This window comes from Stenotrophomonas sp. HMSC10F07, from assembly GCF_001807895.1.
Lineage (GTDB): Bacteria > Pseudomonadota > Gammaproteobacteria > Xanthomonadales > Xanthomonadaceae > Stenotrophomonas > Stenotrophomonas sepilia.
In genome coordinates this window covers 1-13,722 of the sequence record NZ_KV791417.1, presented here as the reverse complement: position 1 = coordinate 13,722, position 13,722 = coordinate 1, and the positions used below count along the sequence as shown (strand labels likewise).

16 protein-coding genes are annotated in these 13,722 nt (G+C 67.0%); 11 read left to right on the top strand and 5 right to left on the bottom strand.

Features of this window, described 5'->3' with window-relative positions:
- Positions 1–28 precede the first annotated feature (28 nt).
- Together HMPREF3114_RS14180 and bioA are read right to left on the bottom strand one after the other, a co-directional pair.
- Entirely contained in the window at positions 29–766 is a 738-nt protein-coding gene (locus HMPREF3114_RS14180; protein WP_053499524.1) for a 16S rRNA (uracil(1498)-N(3))-methyltransferase, read from the bottom strand.
- Positions 757–2,148, bottom strand: a complete 1,392-nt coding sequence (gene bioA / locus HMPREF3114_RS14175; protein WP_053499522.1) for an adenosylmethionine--8-amino-7-oxononanoate transaminase — start codon at positions 2,146–2,148, stop codon at positions 757–759. Before bioA ends, HMPREF3114_RS14180 begins: the two co-directional genes overlap by 10 nt.
- A 77-nt stretch (positions 2,149–2,225) precedes the next feature.
- On the opposite strand from bioA, the gene nudE reads away from it, so the two are divergent.
- From nudE to gcvH, 7 genes are all read left to right on the top strand, one after another.
- The gene (gene nudE, locus HMPREF3114_RS14170; protein ID WP_005418435.1) at positions 2,226–2,789 is read left to right on the top strand and encodes an ADP compounds hydrolase NudE; all 564 of its coding nucleotides are present in this window, start codon (positions 2,226–2,228) and stop codon (positions 2,787–2,789) included.
- Positions 2,786–3,589: a 3'(2'),5'-bisphosphate nucleotidase CysQ gene (cysQ, locus tag HMPREF3114_RS14165; protein WP_053499520.1), complete on the top strand. Its 804-nt coding sequence runs from the start codon at positions 2,786–2,788 to the stop codon at positions 3,587–3,589. Before nudE ends, cysQ begins: the two co-directional genes overlap by 4 nt.
- 13 nt (positions 3,590–3,602) lie before the next feature.
- Positions 3,603–4,442: a nucleoside triphosphate pyrophosphohydrolase gene (gene mazG / locus HMPREF3114_RS14160; RefSeq protein ID WP_053499517.1), complete on the top strand. Its 840-nt coding sequence runs from the start codon at positions 3,603–3,605 to the stop codon at positions 4,440–4,442.
- Positions 4,439–4,768: a YnfA family protein gene (locus tag HMPREF3114_RS14155; protein ID WP_053499515.1), complete on the top strand. Its 330-nt coding sequence runs from the start codon at positions 4,439–4,441 to the stop codon at positions 4,766–4,768. Before mazG ends, HMPREF3114_RS14155 begins: the two co-directional genes overlap by 4 nt.
- Before the next feature lie 125 nt (positions 4,769–4,893).
- On the top strand, positions 4,894–5,196 hold the full coding sequence (locus HMPREF3114_RS14150; protein ID WP_049415586.1) for an Mpo1-like protein: 303 nt from the start codon (positions 4,894–4,896) through the stop codon (positions 5,194–5,196).
- A 159-nt stretch (positions 5,197–5,355) separates the two neighbouring features.
- Positions 5,356–6,468: a glycine cleavage system aminomethyltransferase GcvT gene (gcvT, locus tag HMPREF3114_RS14145; protein ID WP_005418427.1), complete on the top strand. Its 1,113-nt coding sequence runs from the start codon at positions 5,356–5,358 to the stop codon at positions 6,466–6,468.
- A 93-nt stretch (positions 6,469–6,561) separates the two neighbouring features.
- Positions 6,562–6,957, top strand: a complete 396-nt coding sequence (gene gcvH, locus HMPREF3114_RS14140; RefSeq protein WP_005418426.1) for a glycine cleavage system protein GcvH — start codon at positions 6,562–6,564, stop codon at positions 6,955–6,957.
- A gap of 292 nt (positions 6,958–7,249) precedes the next feature.
- Here gcvH and HMPREF3114_RS21040 read toward each other — a convergent pair whose 3' ends face one another.
- A complete protein-coding gene (locus HMPREF3114_RS21040; RefSeq protein ID WP_141750826.1) occupies positions 7,250–7,621 on the bottom strand; it encodes a hypothetical protein in 372 nt (123 codons plus the stop codon).
- A 111-nt stretch (positions 7,622–7,732) separates the two neighbouring features.
- On the opposite strand from HMPREF3114_RS21040, the gene HMPREF3114_RS14135 reads away from it, so the two are divergent.
- A complete protein-coding gene (locus HMPREF3114_RS14135; protein ID WP_070489935.1) occupies positions 7,733–8,176 on the top strand; it encodes a histone in 444 nt (147 codons plus the stop codon).
- A 64-nt stretch (positions 8,177–8,240) separates the two neighbouring features.
- Here the strand turns inward: HMPREF3114_RS14135 and HMPREF3114_RS14130 are convergent, their stop codons facing one another.
- Positions 8,241–9,155, bottom strand: a complete 915-nt coding sequence (locus HMPREF3114_RS14130) for a LysR family transcriptional regulator (RefSeq protein WP_053499511.1) — start codon at positions 9,153–9,155, stop codon at positions 8,241–8,243.
- Between the two features lie 114 nt (positions 9,156–9,269).
- Here HMPREF3114_RS14130 and HMPREF3114_RS14125 point away from each other — a divergent pair, with 114 nt between their 5' ends.
- Positions 9,270–10,028, top strand: coding sequence for an SDR family NAD(P)-dependent oxidoreductase (locus HMPREF3114_RS14125; RefSeq protein WP_053499509.1), 759 nt, complete (start codon positions 9,270–9,272; stop codon positions 10,026–10,028).
- Between the two features lie 146 nt (positions 10,029–10,174).
- Here the strand turns inward: HMPREF3114_RS14125 and HMPREF3114_RS14120 are convergent, their stop codons facing one another.
- Positions 10,175–11,575 (bottom strand): serine hydrolase domain-containing protein, encoded by a 1,401-nt coding sequence (locus HMPREF3114_RS14120; protein ID WP_053499507.1) that lies wholly within the window; start codon positions 11,573–11,575, stop codon positions 10,175–10,177.
- 285 nt (positions 11,576–11,860) lie between these two features.
- Here HMPREF3114_RS14120 and HMPREF3114_RS14115 point away from each other — a divergent pair, with 285 nt between their 5' ends.
- Both HMPREF3114_RS14115 and HMPREF3114_RS14110 read left to right on the top strand, forming a co-directional pair.
- Positions 11,861–13,189 (top strand): NTP/NDP exchange transporter, encoded by a 1,329-nt coding sequence (locus HMPREF3114_RS14115; RefSeq protein ID WP_053499505.1) that lies wholly within the window; start codon positions 11,861–11,863, stop codon positions 13,187–13,189.
- A gap of 42 nt (positions 13,190–13,231) precedes the next feature.
- The gene (locus HMPREF3114_RS14110; protein ID WP_053499503.1) at positions 13,232–13,582 is read left to right on the top strand and encodes a DUF1304 domain-containing protein; all 351 of its coding nucleotides are present in this window, start codon (positions 13,232–13,234) and stop codon (positions 13,580–13,582) included.
- The last annotated feature ends 140 nt before the right edge of the window (positions 13,583–13,722 follow it).

Genomic DNA, 13,722 nt, shown 5'->3' with positions numbered 1-13,722 from the left:
CAGCGCCCGGCTCTACCACGAACCGGTCCTATCCCAGGTCGCCCAACCGCGCCTGCAACGCCGCGACCGCGGCCAGTCCGGCCGTTTCCGTGCGCAGGATCCGCGGGCCCAGCTGCAGTCCCTGGAACCCGGCCGCTGCCAGCTGGTCGCGGTCGCGCGGCGACCAGCCTCCTTCCGGGCCGATCGCAAGCACGAGGCCCCCTGCCGGAGCGGCCGTCAGCGTCGACAGGCGATGTGCGCCCCGCGGGTCCAGGGTCAGCCGCAGCGTATCGGCCGGCAGTACCGCCGCAGCCTGCGCCAGCGACAGCGGCGAACCCACCTGCGGGATGCGCGCACGCCCGGACTGGCCGCAGGCCGACGTCACCACGTTGTTCCAGTGCGCCACGCGCTTCTCGGCCCGTGCTGGATCGAGCTTCACCTCGGTGCGCTCGGCGTTGACCGGAATGATCGCCGCCACGCCCAGTTCGGTGGCCTTCTGCAGGATCAGGTCCATCTTCTCGCCACGGGCGATGCCCTGCAGCAGGGTGATCGCCAGCGGTGATTCATTGTCGATGGCCTGCACAGCATCGATGCGGACCTGTACCTCGCGCTTGCCGGCCACGGTCAGTGTCGCGCTGTAGTCGTTGCCATCGCCGTTGAACAGCACGCACGTATCGCCCTCGCGCAGGCGCATCACCCGCACCAGGTGGTTGGCCGTCTCTTCCGGCAGGGTCACGGTCTGGCCGCTGTGCAGCGCCAGGTCGATGGGGCAGCGGGTCACGCGCATGCAATCGCCTCGTCGATGGCCGCCAGCGTGGTGTGTGCCAGCAGCTCCAGTTGTTCGTCATCCACGCAATAGGGTGGCATCCAGTACAGCACGTCGCCCAGCGGGCGCAGCACCACGCCGCGCTTGAGGGCGGCCTTGTAAGCGTGCAGGCCCAGCCGCAGGCCCGGATCGAAAGGCGTGCGCCTGTTGCCGTCGCGTGACAGCTCGAACGCCACCACCATGCCGGCCTGGCGCACGTCGGCCACGTGCGGATGGTCGGAAAATGGCGCCGCCAGCGTGCCCATCACCGACGCGATGCCCCGGTTGCGGGCGATCACATCGTCGTCGCGGAAGATGTCCAGCGTCGCCAGTGCCGCCGCGCAGGCCAGCGGATTGCCGGTGTAGCTGTGCGAATGCAGGAAGGCGCGCTCGCGCGAGTCGTCGAGGAAGGCGTCGTACAGCGCCTGCGTGGCCAGCACGGCGGCCAGCGGCAGGAAGCCGCCGGTCAGGCCCTTGGAAAGGCACATCAGGTCCGGCATCACCCCTGCCTGCTCGCAGGCGAACAGGGTACCGGTGCGGCCGAAGCCGGTGGCGATCTCGTCGGCGATCATGAACGCGCCATGGGCATCGCACAGTTCGCGCACGCGCTGCAGATAGACCGGGTCATGCATGCGCATGCCGCCGGCACACTGCAGGCGCGGTTCCAGGATCACCGCGCAGATCTCGCCCGGATGCTGGTCGAACAGCGTGGCCAAGCCGTCGGCAGCCTGCCGTGCGCGATCTGCCGCGCTCTGGCCCGGTTCGGCCAGGTAGGCATCGGGCGATGGCGCGAACAGGCCTTCGGCCAGCAGCGGTGCATAGACGCGGCGATACAGCGGAATATCGCCCAGCGCCAGCGCACCCAGGGTCTCGCCGTGGTAGCCGTTTTCCAGCGCGATGAAGCGCGTGCGCCGTGGCTCGCCGCGGTTCTGGAAATACTGGAAGGCCATCTTCAGCGCCACTTCCACGCCGGCCGAGCCGTTGTCGGCGTAGAACACTTTGGCCAACGGCGCACGGCCGGGCTGGCGTGGCGCCAGCGCCAGCAGGCGCTCGGCCAGGGTGATCGCCGGCTCGTGGCCGAAGCCCGCCAGCATCACCTGTTCCAGCTGCCCGGCCTGCGCCGCGATGGCGCCGCCGATGCGCGGCTCGGCATGGCCGAACAGGTTGGTCCACCAGCTGCTGACGGCGTCCAGGTAGCGGTTGCCGTCGTGATCGATCAGCCATGCGCCTTCACCGCGGGCGATCGGCACCAGTGGCAGGGTGTCCGGATGCTCACGCATCTGCGTGCACGGGTGCCACAGCACCTGCAGGTCGCGTTGCCGCCAGTGCTGGGCCAGCGGGGAGGGGGTTGGGTCTGCTAGCATTTCGGGCTCATGAACATGTTGCTGCCTGCACATTCTATCGGCCCCGGCGCTGGCGCCGGCCGCCGCGGAGATTCCGCATGAACGATGACCGTGCCGGCCGTCGCTTGCCGATCATCCATCGGATCACCGATGAGGAGAACGGCCCCTTCCAGCGCCAGCATCTGGACCTGGAATTCTCCAACGGTGAACGTCGCCGGTTCGAGCGCCTGGTCAGCCGTGGCCACGGCGCGGTGGTGGTGGTGCCGATGCTCGACGATGAGACCGTGCTGCTGGTGCGTGAATACGCCGCGGGCATGCACCGCTACGAACTGGGCCTGGTCAAGGGCCGGATCGACGCCGGCGAAACCCCCGAGCAGGCCGCCGACCGCGAGCTGAAGGAAGAAGCCGGTTACGGTGCGCGCCGGGTCGACGTGCTGCGCGCAATGACCCTTGCCCCGACCTACATGAGCCACCAGTCGTGGCTGGTGGTGGCGCGCGACCTGTACCCGGAAAAGCTGGCCGGCGACGAGCCGGAAGAACTGGAAGTGGTGCCGTGGAAGCTGGCCGAACTGGACCAGCTGATGTTGCGCGAGGACTTCTCCGAGGGACGCTCGCTGGCGGCGCTGTTCATTGCCCGCCAGTGGCTGCAGGGAACGCGATGATCAAACTGACCACGGACCTGCGCGAGACCGCCATCGCCATCGCCCAGCAGGCCGGCCAAGCCATCATGCAGGTGTATGCCGATGGATTCGAGGTCCAGATCAAGGACGACAACAGCCCGGTCACCGCGGCCGACCTGGCGGCCAACCAGGTCATTGAGCTGGGCCTGCGGCAGCTGACACCGGACCTGCCGATCCTGTCCGAGGAATCGGCGCAGGTGGGCTGGGAGCAGCGCCGCCATTGGGGCGCTTACTGGCTGGTGGATCCGCTCGACGGTACCCGCGAGTTCGTCAAGCGCAACGGCGAATTCAGCGTCAACATCGCCTTGATCTACCAGGGCGCGCCGGCCTTTGGTGTGGTGCTGGCGCCGGTCACCGGCATCGTCTGGCATGCCATGCGCGGCGAGCTGGCCTATCGGCGGCAGGGCCTGCATGACACCGTGCTGCGCACCCGCACGCCGGCCACGGCTCCGCTGCGCGTTGCCGCCAGCCGCTCGCACCGCTCGCCGGAAACCGAGGCGCTGCTGGCGCGCATGGGCCGCATCGAGACCATCGCACAGGGCTCGTCACTGAAATTCTGCCGGATCGCCGAAGGCGGCCTGGATGTCTATCCGCGGCTGGGCCCGACCTCCGAATGGGATACCGCCGCCGGCCAGTGCGTGCTGCATGCCGCCGGCGGCGCGGTGCTGTCGGCGGCGACCGGCAAGCCGTTCCGCTACAACCGCCGCGAGACACTGTTGAACGGCGATTTCATTGCCCTTGGTGATACCAGCCTGCCATGGCGCGACTGGTTGTCCGACTGATCCTGGAGGCCGCATGAGCGCGCACGACACCCCCACCACCGGCAGCGCCGCAAGCAGCGAACTGGAGCGCCTGCTGGCGATCATGGCGCGGCTGCGTGACCCGCAGGGCGGCTGCCCGTGGGATCTGGAGCAGAACTTCGCGACCATCGCCCCCTACACCATCGAGGAAGCCTACGAAGTCGCCGATGCGATCGACCGGGGTGACCTGGACGATCTCTGCGACGAGCTCGGCGACCTGCTGCTGCAGGTGGTGTTCCACGCACGCATGGCCGAGGAGCAGGGCGCGTTTGCCTTCGCCGAGGTCGCCCGTGCGATCAGCGACAAGATGCAGCGCCGCCACCCGCACGTGTTCGCCGATGTCAGCGTGGACGATGCCGACGGGGTGACGCGCAACTGGGAGGCGATCAAGCGCGCCGAGCGTGCCGCCAAGGGCGAGCAGGACACCTCCGTACTGGCCGGTATCTCGCGCGGCCTGCCGGAATGGCAGCGGGCGGTGAAGCTGCAGTCGCGCGCGGCCAAGGTCGGTTTCGACTGGCCGGGCCCGCTGCCGGTGCTGGACAAGGCCGCCGAGGAGCTGCAGGAGCTGCGCGAGGAGTTCGAACGTGGCGATGTCGCGGGCAACAAGGCGCGCCTGCAGGAAGAACTGGGCGACCTGCTGTTCGTCTGCGCGAACCTGGCGCGTCATGCCGATATCGATCTGGGCGCTGCACTGCGTGGTGCCAACCACAAGTTCGAGCGTCGCTTCCGCGCGATGGAAGCGCAGGCCGACGCACAGGGTGACGCGTTGGCCGAACTGGACCTGGATGCGCAGGAAGCACTGTGGCAGCAGGCCAAGGCAGCAGAGAAGGCGTGAAAACGCTCGGCCTGTTCCTGCTGACCGCGCTGGCCGAGATCGTCGGCTGCTACCTGCCATGGTTGTGGCTGCGCAAGGGAGGCAGCGTCTGGCTGCTGCTGCCGGCGGCGGCCAGCCTGGCCGTGTTCGCCTGGCTGCTGACCCTGCACCCGACGGCCAGTGGACGGGTCTATGCCGCCTACGGTGGCGTCTACATCGGCACCGCGCTGTTCTGGCTGTGGCTGGTCGATGGCATTCGTCCCAGCCGCTGGGACCTGCTGGGCGCAGCGCTGTGCCTGGCCGGCATGGCGGTGATCATGTTCGGGCCGCGCACCTCGTCAGTGTAGAGCCGAGCCCACGCTCGGCTGCTCTCCTTCCGACCGCGCTGGCGCGTGCAAGCCGAGCATGGCTCGGCTCTACAAGGTCAGCGATGGCGCATGATGTGAGCGACCCTGGTCCCCGGAGCCTGCTCATGTCCCGCTTCGCCAGCTTCCGCGAGTTCTATCCGTTCTATCTCAGCGAGCACCGCCACCCGGTATCGCGGCGTCTGCACTTCATCGGCAGTTGCGGGGTCCTGCTGCTGGTCGCCACTGCCTTGCTGCGCGGCCAGCCGCTGTTCCTGCTTGGCGCCCTGTTCTGCGGCTACGGGTTCGCCTGGGTCGGCCATTTTTTCTTCGAGAAGAACAGACCGGCGACGTTCCGCCATCCGCTGTACTCGTTCATGGGTGACTGGGTGATGTTCCTCGACATCCTGCGTGGGCGGGTGCGCCTGTAGCGGGCGGCTGCGGTGCCTTGCGGGCATTGCCTCGCCGGCAGAGGAAAGGGCGGGGCGGGTTGCACTTCCGCTTGCATGAACCGCTGCGCTGCGGCACGCCTGCGGGCGACCGATCTGGGATAATGGGGTTTCCTGTTTCCTCTGCTGCCGGACCCGGTCATGACCCAGAAGACGCTGCTCAACGATACCCACCGCGCCCTTGGCGCCAAGATGGTCGATTTCGGGGGTTGGGACATGCCCATCCACTACGGCTCGCAGCTGGACGAGCACCATCTGGTGCGCCGTGAGTCCGGCGTGTTCGACGTCAGCCACATGACGGTGGTCGACCTGCGCGGTGACCAGGTCAAGCCGTTCCTGCGCCGCCTGCTGGCCAACTCGGTCGACAAGCTGAAGGTGACCGGCAAGGCACTGTACTCGTGCATGCTGAATCCGCGCGGCGGCGTCATCGACGACCTGATCGTCTACTACCTGGGCGACGACTTCTTCCGCATGGTGGTCAATGCCTCTACCCGCGAGAAGGACCTGGCCTGGCTGCGCGAGCAGGCTGCGCCGTTCGGCGTCGCCGTCGAGCAGCGCCCGGACCTGGCCATCCTCGCCGTGCAGGGCCCGCAGGCGCGCGACATCGTGATCGGCCTGGCCCGCGAAGCCGACCGCGCAGCGTTGACCAAGCTGGGCCGCTTCGCCGCCCTGCAGGTGCAGTCCGATGACGGTGTCGAGCTGTTCGTCGCCCGCACCGGCTACACCGGTGAAGATGGTTTCGAGATCCTGCTCCCGCAGGACGCCGTGGTCGCCTTCTGGAACCGCCTGCTGGCGGCAGGCGTGAAGCCGGCCGGCCTTGGCGCGCGCGACACCCTGCGCCTGGAAGCTGGCATGAACCTGTACGGCCAGGACATGGACGAAGAGATCAGCCCGTACGAAGCGGCGCTGGCCTGGACCGTGTCGCTGGACGAAGGCCGCGACTTCATCGGCCGCGACGTGCTGGAGGCGCAGAAGAGCGCCGGCACCGCGCGCCAGATGATCGGCCTGGTGATGGACGAGAAGGGCGTGCTGCGCCACGGCCAGACGGTCACCACGGCCAGCGGCCAGGGCGAGATCCTGTCCGGCACCTTCTCGCCGACGCTGGCCAAGGGCATCGCCTTCGCCCGCGTGCCGGCCGGTGAACTCGGCGAGGTCACCGTCGACATCCGCGGCCGTCAGGTGCCGGTGCGGGTGGTCAAGTTCCCGTTCGTTCGGGAAGGCCAGGCGCAGCCCGGCGTGCTCACCGACGCCTGATCCGTACGTGCCGGTCGTCACTGACAGCAGTGGCGGCCGGTTGGTTACACTAGCCCCGTTTTTTCCACCCCTGCATATCTCTGGAGCAGTCCCATGAGCGAGATCCCCGGCGACCTCAAGTTCCTCAAGTCCCATGAGTGGGCCCGTGTCGAAGGCAATGGCCGCGTCACCGTCGGTATTTCCGACCACGCCCAGGGCCTGCTGGGTGACCTGGTCTACGTCGAGCTGCCGGAAGTCGGCGCCGACGCCAAGGCTGGCGAGCAGATCGCCGTCGTCGAGTCGGTGAAGGCCGCCTCGGACGTCTACAGCCCGATCAGCGGCAAGGTCGTCGAGGTCAACTCGGCCCTGTCCGACAAGCCGGAAACCATCAACGAAGATGCCTACGGCGAAGGCTGGATGTTCGTGGTCGAACTGACCAACGCCGATGAGGTCAACGAGCTGCTGGACCCGGACGCGTACGCCGAAGCCCTGGAGAACGAAGACCACTGAGTCGTCGTTTCCGGATTCTGGAACGGCCACCTTCGGGTGGCCGTTTTTGTTTTGGCGACTGCACCGGACTCATGACGCGGGGTTCGCTGCGGACCCTCGGCGTGGCATCAGCCGACAGGCGAACGGTGCCGATGGGCGTGCGCAGTTTTGCGCAAATCCGCGTTTCAGCCCCGCGCCGACGCACTCGGATGTGAAAACTTTTCGCCCCCTGTTGCGGCGCTGTTGTGCTGGCGTTGGTGGCGGCGCCGGTGACCATCGACGTCGCACGCGCGATGCCGTTGCGAGTCTGTGTCTAGATGCGCGGAGTGCTTATTTCAAGTGCTTTTTGTTCAACGTATGCATCGATGCCGGTGCATGCAGCACGCTTGCGCGACGCTTCAACCGCCATGGCGGGCCGCGTAGAGCAGTGGCGCCGACGGCGCTCGGAAAGGTGCGGATGTGAAAATTTTTCGCGGGGGTTGTTGACAGTAAAAAAAACCGTGATTAGGTTTCGCCTCAGCAGACCTTGCCTGCCCAACCGAGTGCGCAGAATCAATCGTCCGATGCGAAGCAGCCCCTTCAAGACCACCGCGACCCTGATGACGGTGGACACGGCCCCGCTTCCCCCGGAGAAATGCAAGGCACCTTCCGTTCCGATGTCCGCTCCGCCGATCGAGGCGGGCATCGCCGCATCCGTAACGGCGCGCTTGACGCGCCGGCGGTCCCCGCACGCAGCATCCGCGGGTTTGATCCAACTGGGCGTTTCAACTCCCTATCACTGACGAGGAGCCATCCCATGGCAACCAAGAAAGCTGCGAAGAAGAAGCCCGCCGCCAAGAAAGCGGTGAAGAAGGTCGCGAAGAAGGCCGCTGCCAAGAAGGCAGTGAAGAAGGTCGCGAAGAAGGCGACTGCCAAGAAGGCAGTGAAGAAGGCGGCGAAGAAGGTCGCCAAGAAGTCCACTGCGAAGAAGGCCGTCAAGAAGACCGCGAAGAAGGCCACCAAGAAGACTGCCAAGAAGGCTACGGCCCGCAAGCCGGCCAAGAAGGTCGCAAAGAAGGCGACTGCCAAGAAGGCCGTCAAGAAGACCGCCAAGAAGGCAGTAAAGAAGACCGCGAAGAAGGCCACCAAGAAGGCTGCCCCGAAGAAGGCAGCGAAGAAGGTTGCCAAGCGCAAGCCGGCCGCCCGCAAGAAGAAGGCCGCTCCGGTCGCTCTGCCGGCAACCCCGGCGCCGCTGATCTAAGTACTTCCCGATAGCCGCATCCTGAAACCCCCTTCCCTGGCTGCCCAGCGGGGAGGGGGTTTTTTTATGGGCGGCTTCGGTCGCCTGGTTGGGCGATTGCCGGCGGGAATCGTTCCACCAGGAAGTCGAGGAAGCTGCGCAGGCGGGTGGAATGGTAACGATCGTGCGCATAGACCACGTGCATCGGCCGACCGGCCTGGCCGTGCCCTGGGAGCAGCTGCACCAGTCGCCCAGCCTCGACATCGGCTGCCAGCAGCAGCGTCGACTGCAGGATGATGCCCAGGCCATGCAGCGCCGCCGAACGCAGCGCTTCGCCATTGTTGATCTGCAGCCGGCCGTCGGGCACGTGGTCGAGCTCGCCAGCGTCGTCCTGCAGCCACTGCGCAAGTGCACTCGGTTCGAACGACAGGCATTGATGGCCGGCAAGTGCATGCACGCTGTCTGGCGCGCCATGCCTGGCCAGATACGCCGGCGAGGCGCACATCATCAGGCGATAAGGGGCCAGGGCTCGCGCCTCCAGCACGCTGCTGTCGGCCAGCGTGCCGATCCGCAGCGCCGCTTCGAAGCCCTCTTCGGCGAGGTCGACTACGCGATCGGTCAGCGTCGCTTCGACCCGGACATCCGGATGGCGCGCCATGTACTCGGCCAGTGCCGGTACCAGTGCATGCGTACCGAAGATCACCGGTGCACTGATGCGCAGCGTGCCCGCCGGTGCCAGGTGCTGGTGCTGCGCCTGCGCATCGGTTTCGTCCACCAGGCGCAGGATCTCCCGGCAGCGCGTGTAGTAGTCCTGGCCGAACGGCGTCGTGTGCTGGCGCCGGGTGGTTCGGCTCAACAGCTGCATGCCCAGCCGTGATTCCAATGCACGCAGATGCTTGCCGGCCATCGTCGCGGAGATGTCCATCGCCGCAGCTGCAGCACTGAGGCTGCCCTTGTCCACGATCAGCACGTAGACCTGCATGCCTTCCAGCAGGTTCATCTGACACCCCGGGTGTTGAATGCTGAAACCTGCGCGGAGTTTATCAATCAGGGGTGATCAAACAGCATGTCGTGCAAGGGCTGGATTGGCCGGCCATGCGGACAGGAGAACACCATGGACTTGAATCTTGAAGGCCGCACCGCTTTGGTGACGGGCGCGGCCAGCGGCATCGGTGCCGCCGTCGCCAGGCAGCTGGCGGCCCAGGGCGTGCGCGTTGCCATCACGTCACGGCAGCGGGCACCGCTGCAGGCGCTTGCGGCGCGGATCGAAGCTGAAGGCGGCGCGGCACCGGTCATCGTGGCCGGCGATGTCACCGTGGCCGGTGACGTCCGGTACATCGCGCAGGCATCCCGGGAGGCATTGCAACGCGTCGACATCCTGGTCAACGCCGCAGGTGGCTCCCGGCCGACCACCGTCGATGCCGATGATGATGTCTGGGAGGAAGCGATCGCCCTGAACTTTTCCGCCGCGCGGCGGATGACCCAGGCGCTGTTGCCTGGCATGCAGGCGCAGGCATGGGGACGGGTGATCAATTTCAGTGGTTCGATGGAACCGCGTGCGGTGAACGCGGCCACTGCGGCGAAGGCGGCGCTGCATCTGTGGAGCAAGGGGCTGTCGTCGGAGGTGGCCGGGCAGGGCATTACGGTGAATGCGATTGCACCGGGGCGCATCAACAGCGCGCAGATCCTGGAACGCCTGCATCCCACCGAGGAAAGCCGACGTGCGTTCATCGCCAGCAACATCCCGATCGGACGCTTCGGTGAACCCGAGGAAGTGGCGCCACTGGTGGCGTTCCTGTCCTCGCCGCTGGCCGGCTACATCACAGGCGCGGTGATTCCGGTGGACGGCGGCATGCACTACTTCGCGCACTAATGCTGCGGAGCTGTAGAGCCGAGCCCATGCTCGGCCGCCTTGCGCCAGGATTCCGCTCAGCCGAGCACGGCTCGGCTCGGCCCTACACAGCAACAAAAAGGGCGGCCCGCAGGCCGCCCTTCGCACACCCGATCGAGCCCGCCTTATCAGCGCGGCGACGCCACCGCACGATTGCCCGAGGCGCCCTTGCCCTTGCGCTTGTCCTGCTGCGCCGGGCTGGCGCCCTCGGCCATCAGGTTGTCGCTGCCGAAGTCGGTGTCCACGTCCAGCCAGCGCTGCGCCGGCAGGCCGAGCGCGGAGTCGAGCACGGTCGGCAGCAGGCCGCTGGGCAGGCTGCTTTCGCCATTCCACATGATGGCGATGCCCAGATCGCGTTCCGGCACCAGCGCGACCAGGCCGCGATAGCCCTGCACGGCACCGGCATGGAACACCACGTCGTGGCCGGCGTAGTCGAAGGTGCGCCAGCCCAGGGCGTAGCCGGCCGAGTGCAGGCGCTCGCGGCGCCAGCCAGAACGCATCTCGCCGGGGGTGCTGATCAGGCTCGAATGCAGGGTGGCCAGCAGCGGTGCCGGCAGCACGTCGGGGCGGTGGCCGGTGTGGGCGAGCAGCCACTGCGCCATGTCGCTGGCGCTGGCATTGACGCCGGCCGCCGGGGCGACCCGGTAGTAGGTCGGCTTCGGCGTCAGCGAGACCCAGCCGTTGCGGCTGCGCACATGCGGACGCGCCCAGCGCGAGCTGGCCTGGATGCCGGCCAGGCCGAGGCTGGCATCGTTCATGCCCAGCGGCTTGAAGATGCGGCGCTCGACCGACTGCTCGTAGAAGCTGCCGGAGGCCGCGTAGACGACATCGCCGATCAGGCTGAAGGCTACGTTCTGGTAGGCATAGCAGTCGCCCGGCAGGCACTTCAGGGTGGTGTTGGCCAGTTTCTGGGTCAGCGCGTAGTACTCGGCGTTGCCTTCGATGTCGCGGTCGTAGGCGTTGTAGGGCAGGCCGACGCGATGGCTGAGCACGTCGGCCACGGTCAGGCGATCAGTGGCTTCCGGCGAGTTCAGGCGGAAGCCCGGCACGTAGTCGGTGACCTTGCTGTCCCAGCGCAGCGTGCCGTCGTTGACCAGCAGGCCGGCCATGGTGCCGGCGAAGGCCTTGGACAGCGAGGCCAGGCGGAACACGGTGTGCGCATCGACCGGCAGCGGATTGTTGACGTCGGTGACGCCATAGCCGCGCGCGCTGAGGATACGGCCGCCCTGCACGATCGCCACGGCCATGCCCGGCACGCGTTCGCCATAGGTGAGCTGCTGCGCCATCGATTCGATGTTGGCAACGTTGAAGCCGGGCGCCGGGGCCTGCACGCGCGGCACCAGGCCGGTGCGGTAGGCCGCCGGCTGGGTGTGGGCGACAGTGGGACCCGCAGCGGATTCGATGTTGGTCGGCATCGGCGGCAATGCCGGCGGTGTCTGCGCGGTGGTGGACAAGGCAACGGGCATCAGCATGCCCAGCAAACCGGTGGCCGCCGAACGGATCGGGCGACGCAGGCTGTTCTTTTTCATCGGTTGGACCCGTGCGCGACTGCTGATGGCGATTCTAGCGCCGCTTTTCCCTTGTGCACAAACAAAGCGAAGATGAATGCGCATCTCGTTGAAAAATTTGGAATTTTGACGCCCCGAAAGCATGTGTCGGAACGTGTCATCCGGGCCCGGCCACAGCGCCCATCCGCAGGCGGGAAGGCGCGTCGTGCTGGCGATGTTGCGGTGCATTGGCTAACGTACGCGCTTCACCGCCCCGGAGCCTGCCATGCCGCTGTCCAACCGCCGTCTTCAGGCGAGGGACACCGCGTGAGCGCGGTACGGGGGAAGGGGCCGCTGCAGGGCCTGACGGAGGCACTGCGCGAGTCGCCGGCGCTGTGGTGGTCGTTCCTGTACTTCTTCTGCCTGCTCAGCGGCTACTACGTGCTGCGGCCGGTGCGTGAGGCGATGGCCGCCTCGGCGGACCTGGAAACGGTGTTCCCGCCCGTGCTGATCGCCTGGTTCGCCAGCCACGGCATCGCGTTGAAGGACTTCGTCCTGCAGTTCCTGTTCTCCTGCGTGTTCGTGATCATGCTGGTGCTGCAGCCGGTGTACGGCTGGCTGGTCAGCCGCTTCCCACGCCGCGTGTTCCTTCCCGTGGTGTACGGCTTCTTCATCGTCACCCTGCTGGGGTTCTACGCACTGTTCGACAGTCAGGTGCCAGGGCGGGGCATGGCCTTCTTCCTCTGGGTCATGGTGTTCAACCTGTTTGCGGTGGCGGTGTTCTGGAGCTTCATGGCCGATGTGTTCTCCAATGCACAGGCGCGTGCCTGCTACGGCTACATCGGTGCGGCCGGTACCGTTGGCGCGTTCCTCGGCCCGTTGATCACCAGTGCGCTGGTGCAGCGCGTGGGCATCGCCAACCTCATGCTGGTCTCGGCGGGATTCCTGGTCGTGTGCCTGTTGTGCATCTGGCGGCTGCGGTATTGGGCGGTGCTGCGCGAACGCGAGCAGCAGCTGGTGTCCGGCGAGCAGCCGATGGGCGGCAGCGTGCTGGACGGCCTGAAATTGATCGTGCGCGAGCCGCTGCTGCGCTGGCTGGCGGTGATGGTGGTGTTCGGCGTGGGTGTCGGCACGCTGCTGTACAACCAGCAGGCCAGCATCGTGCGCGCGGCCTTCACCGACCCGGCGGCCAGTACCGCGTTCTTCTCGCGCATCGACCTGGCGGTGAACGCGCTGGCGCTGCTGATGCAGGTGGGCCTGACCCGCTGGCTGCTGTCGCGCCATGGCATCGCGCCGGCGCTGCTGATTCCTGGTTTCGCGATCCTGATCGGCTTCTCGGTACTGGCTGCATCGCCGATGCCGCTGATGGTCGCGGTGGTGCAGGTGATGACCCGCGCCAGCGAGTTCGCACTGGCCAAGCCGGCGCGCGAGACGATCTACACCCGCGTGGATCGGCAGTGGCGCTACAAGGCCGGCGCAGCGATCGACACCGTGGTCTACCGCGGTGCGGACCTGAGCTTTGCCTGGGTGCACAAGGGCCTGTCATTGTTCGGCTCGCACGTAGTGTTCATCGGCGGCATGCTGGTGGCCGCGTGCATGACCGCAGCCGCGTTCGGTGTACTGCGCGAAGAAAAGAAACTGCCGCGCGACCGATGATTTCCCGGGCTCCGAGCCCCATCCCTGTCCAAGGAACCGCCCATGTACTGGATCGCACTCGCCCTGACCTTGCTGGTCGCACTGCTGCACGTCTATTTTCTGGCGCTTGAGATGTTCCTGTGGACCCGCCCGCTGGGTCTGAAGACGTTCCGCAACACGCCGGAGAAGGCGGCGACCACGCGCGTGCTGGCGGCCAACCAGGGCTTGTACAACGGCTTCCTGGCAGCAGGCATCGTGGTGGGGCTGGTGATCGGGCAGCCGGTGCTGGTGACGTTCTCGCTGGCCTGCGTGGTGGTGGCGGGGGGCTATGGGGCGTACAGCGTGAGCCGCCGAATTTTCATGATCCAGGCGGTGCCTGCGATCCTGGCGTTGGTGTTTCGCGCGGTAGCGTAGTTTCCAGCCAACGGCGCAGCCCCTCGTGGGGTGGTCGCGTAGAGCTTGTCATGGGGGTGGCCGGGCGGGTTGGGTTCGCGGGGGACGCCGCAAGTACGTCCGTGAAGGCTTGGCCGCGGCATCCATGCCGCGGACACCCC

Excerpts from the sequence above, each read along its gene's own strand:
- HMPREF3114_RS14180 (WP_053499524.1), bottom strand. The coding sequence starts at position 766 with ATGCGCGTGACCCGCTGCCCCATCGACCTGGCGCTGCACAGCGGCCAG.
- bioA (WP_053499522.1), bottom strand. The coding sequence starts at position 2,148 with ATGCTAGCAGACCCAACCCCCTCCCCGCTGGCCCAGCACTGGCGGCAA.
- nudE (WP_005418435.1), top strand. The coding sequence starts at position 2,226 with ATGAACGATGACCGTGCCGGCCGTCGCTTGCCGATCATCCATCGGATC.
- cysQ (WP_053499520.1), top strand. The coding sequence starts at position 2,786 with ATGATCAAACTGACCACGGACCTGCGCGAGACCGCCATCGCCATCGCC.
- mazG (WP_053499517.1), top strand. The coding sequence starts at position 3,603 with ATGAGCGCGCACGACACCCCCACCACCGGCAGCGCCGCAAGCAGCGAA.
- HMPREF3114_RS14150 (WP_049415586.1), top strand. The coding sequence starts at position 4,894 with ATGTCCCGCTTCGCCAGCTTCCGCGAGTTCTATCCGTTCTATCTCAGC.
- gcvT (WP_005418427.1), top strand. The coding sequence starts at position 5,356 with ATGACCCAGAAGACGCTGCTCAACGATACCCACCGCGCCCTTGGCGCC.
- gcvH (WP_005418426.1), top strand. The coding sequence starts at position 6,562 with ATGAGCGAGATCCCCGGCGACCTCAAGTTCCTCAAGTCCCATGAGTGG.
- HMPREF3114_RS21040 (WP_141750826.1), bottom strand. The coding sequence starts at position 7,621 with ATGCCCGCCTCGATCGGCGGAGCGGACATCGGAACGGAAGGTGCCTTG.
- HMPREF3114_RS14135 (WP_070489935.1), top strand. The coding sequence starts at position 7,733 with ATGGCAACCAAGAAAGCTGCGAAGAAGAAGCCCGCCGCCAAGAAAGCG.
- HMPREF3114_RS14130 (WP_053499511.1), bottom strand. The coding sequence starts at position 9,155 with ATGAACCTGCTGGAAGGCATGCAGGTCTACGTGCTGATCGTGGACAAG.
- HMPREF3114_RS14125 (WP_053499509.1), top strand. The coding sequence starts at position 9,270 with ATGGACTTGAATCTTGAAGGCCGCACCGCTTTGGTGACGGGCGCGGCC.
- HMPREF3114_RS14120 (WP_053499507.1), bottom strand. The coding sequence starts at position 11,575 with ATGAAAAAGAACAGCCTGCGTCGCCCGATCCGTTCGGCGGCCACCGGT.
- HMPREF3114_RS14110 (WP_053499503.1), top strand. The coding sequence starts at position 13,232 with ATGTACTGGATCGCACTCGCCCTGACCTTGCTGGTCGCACTGCTGCAC.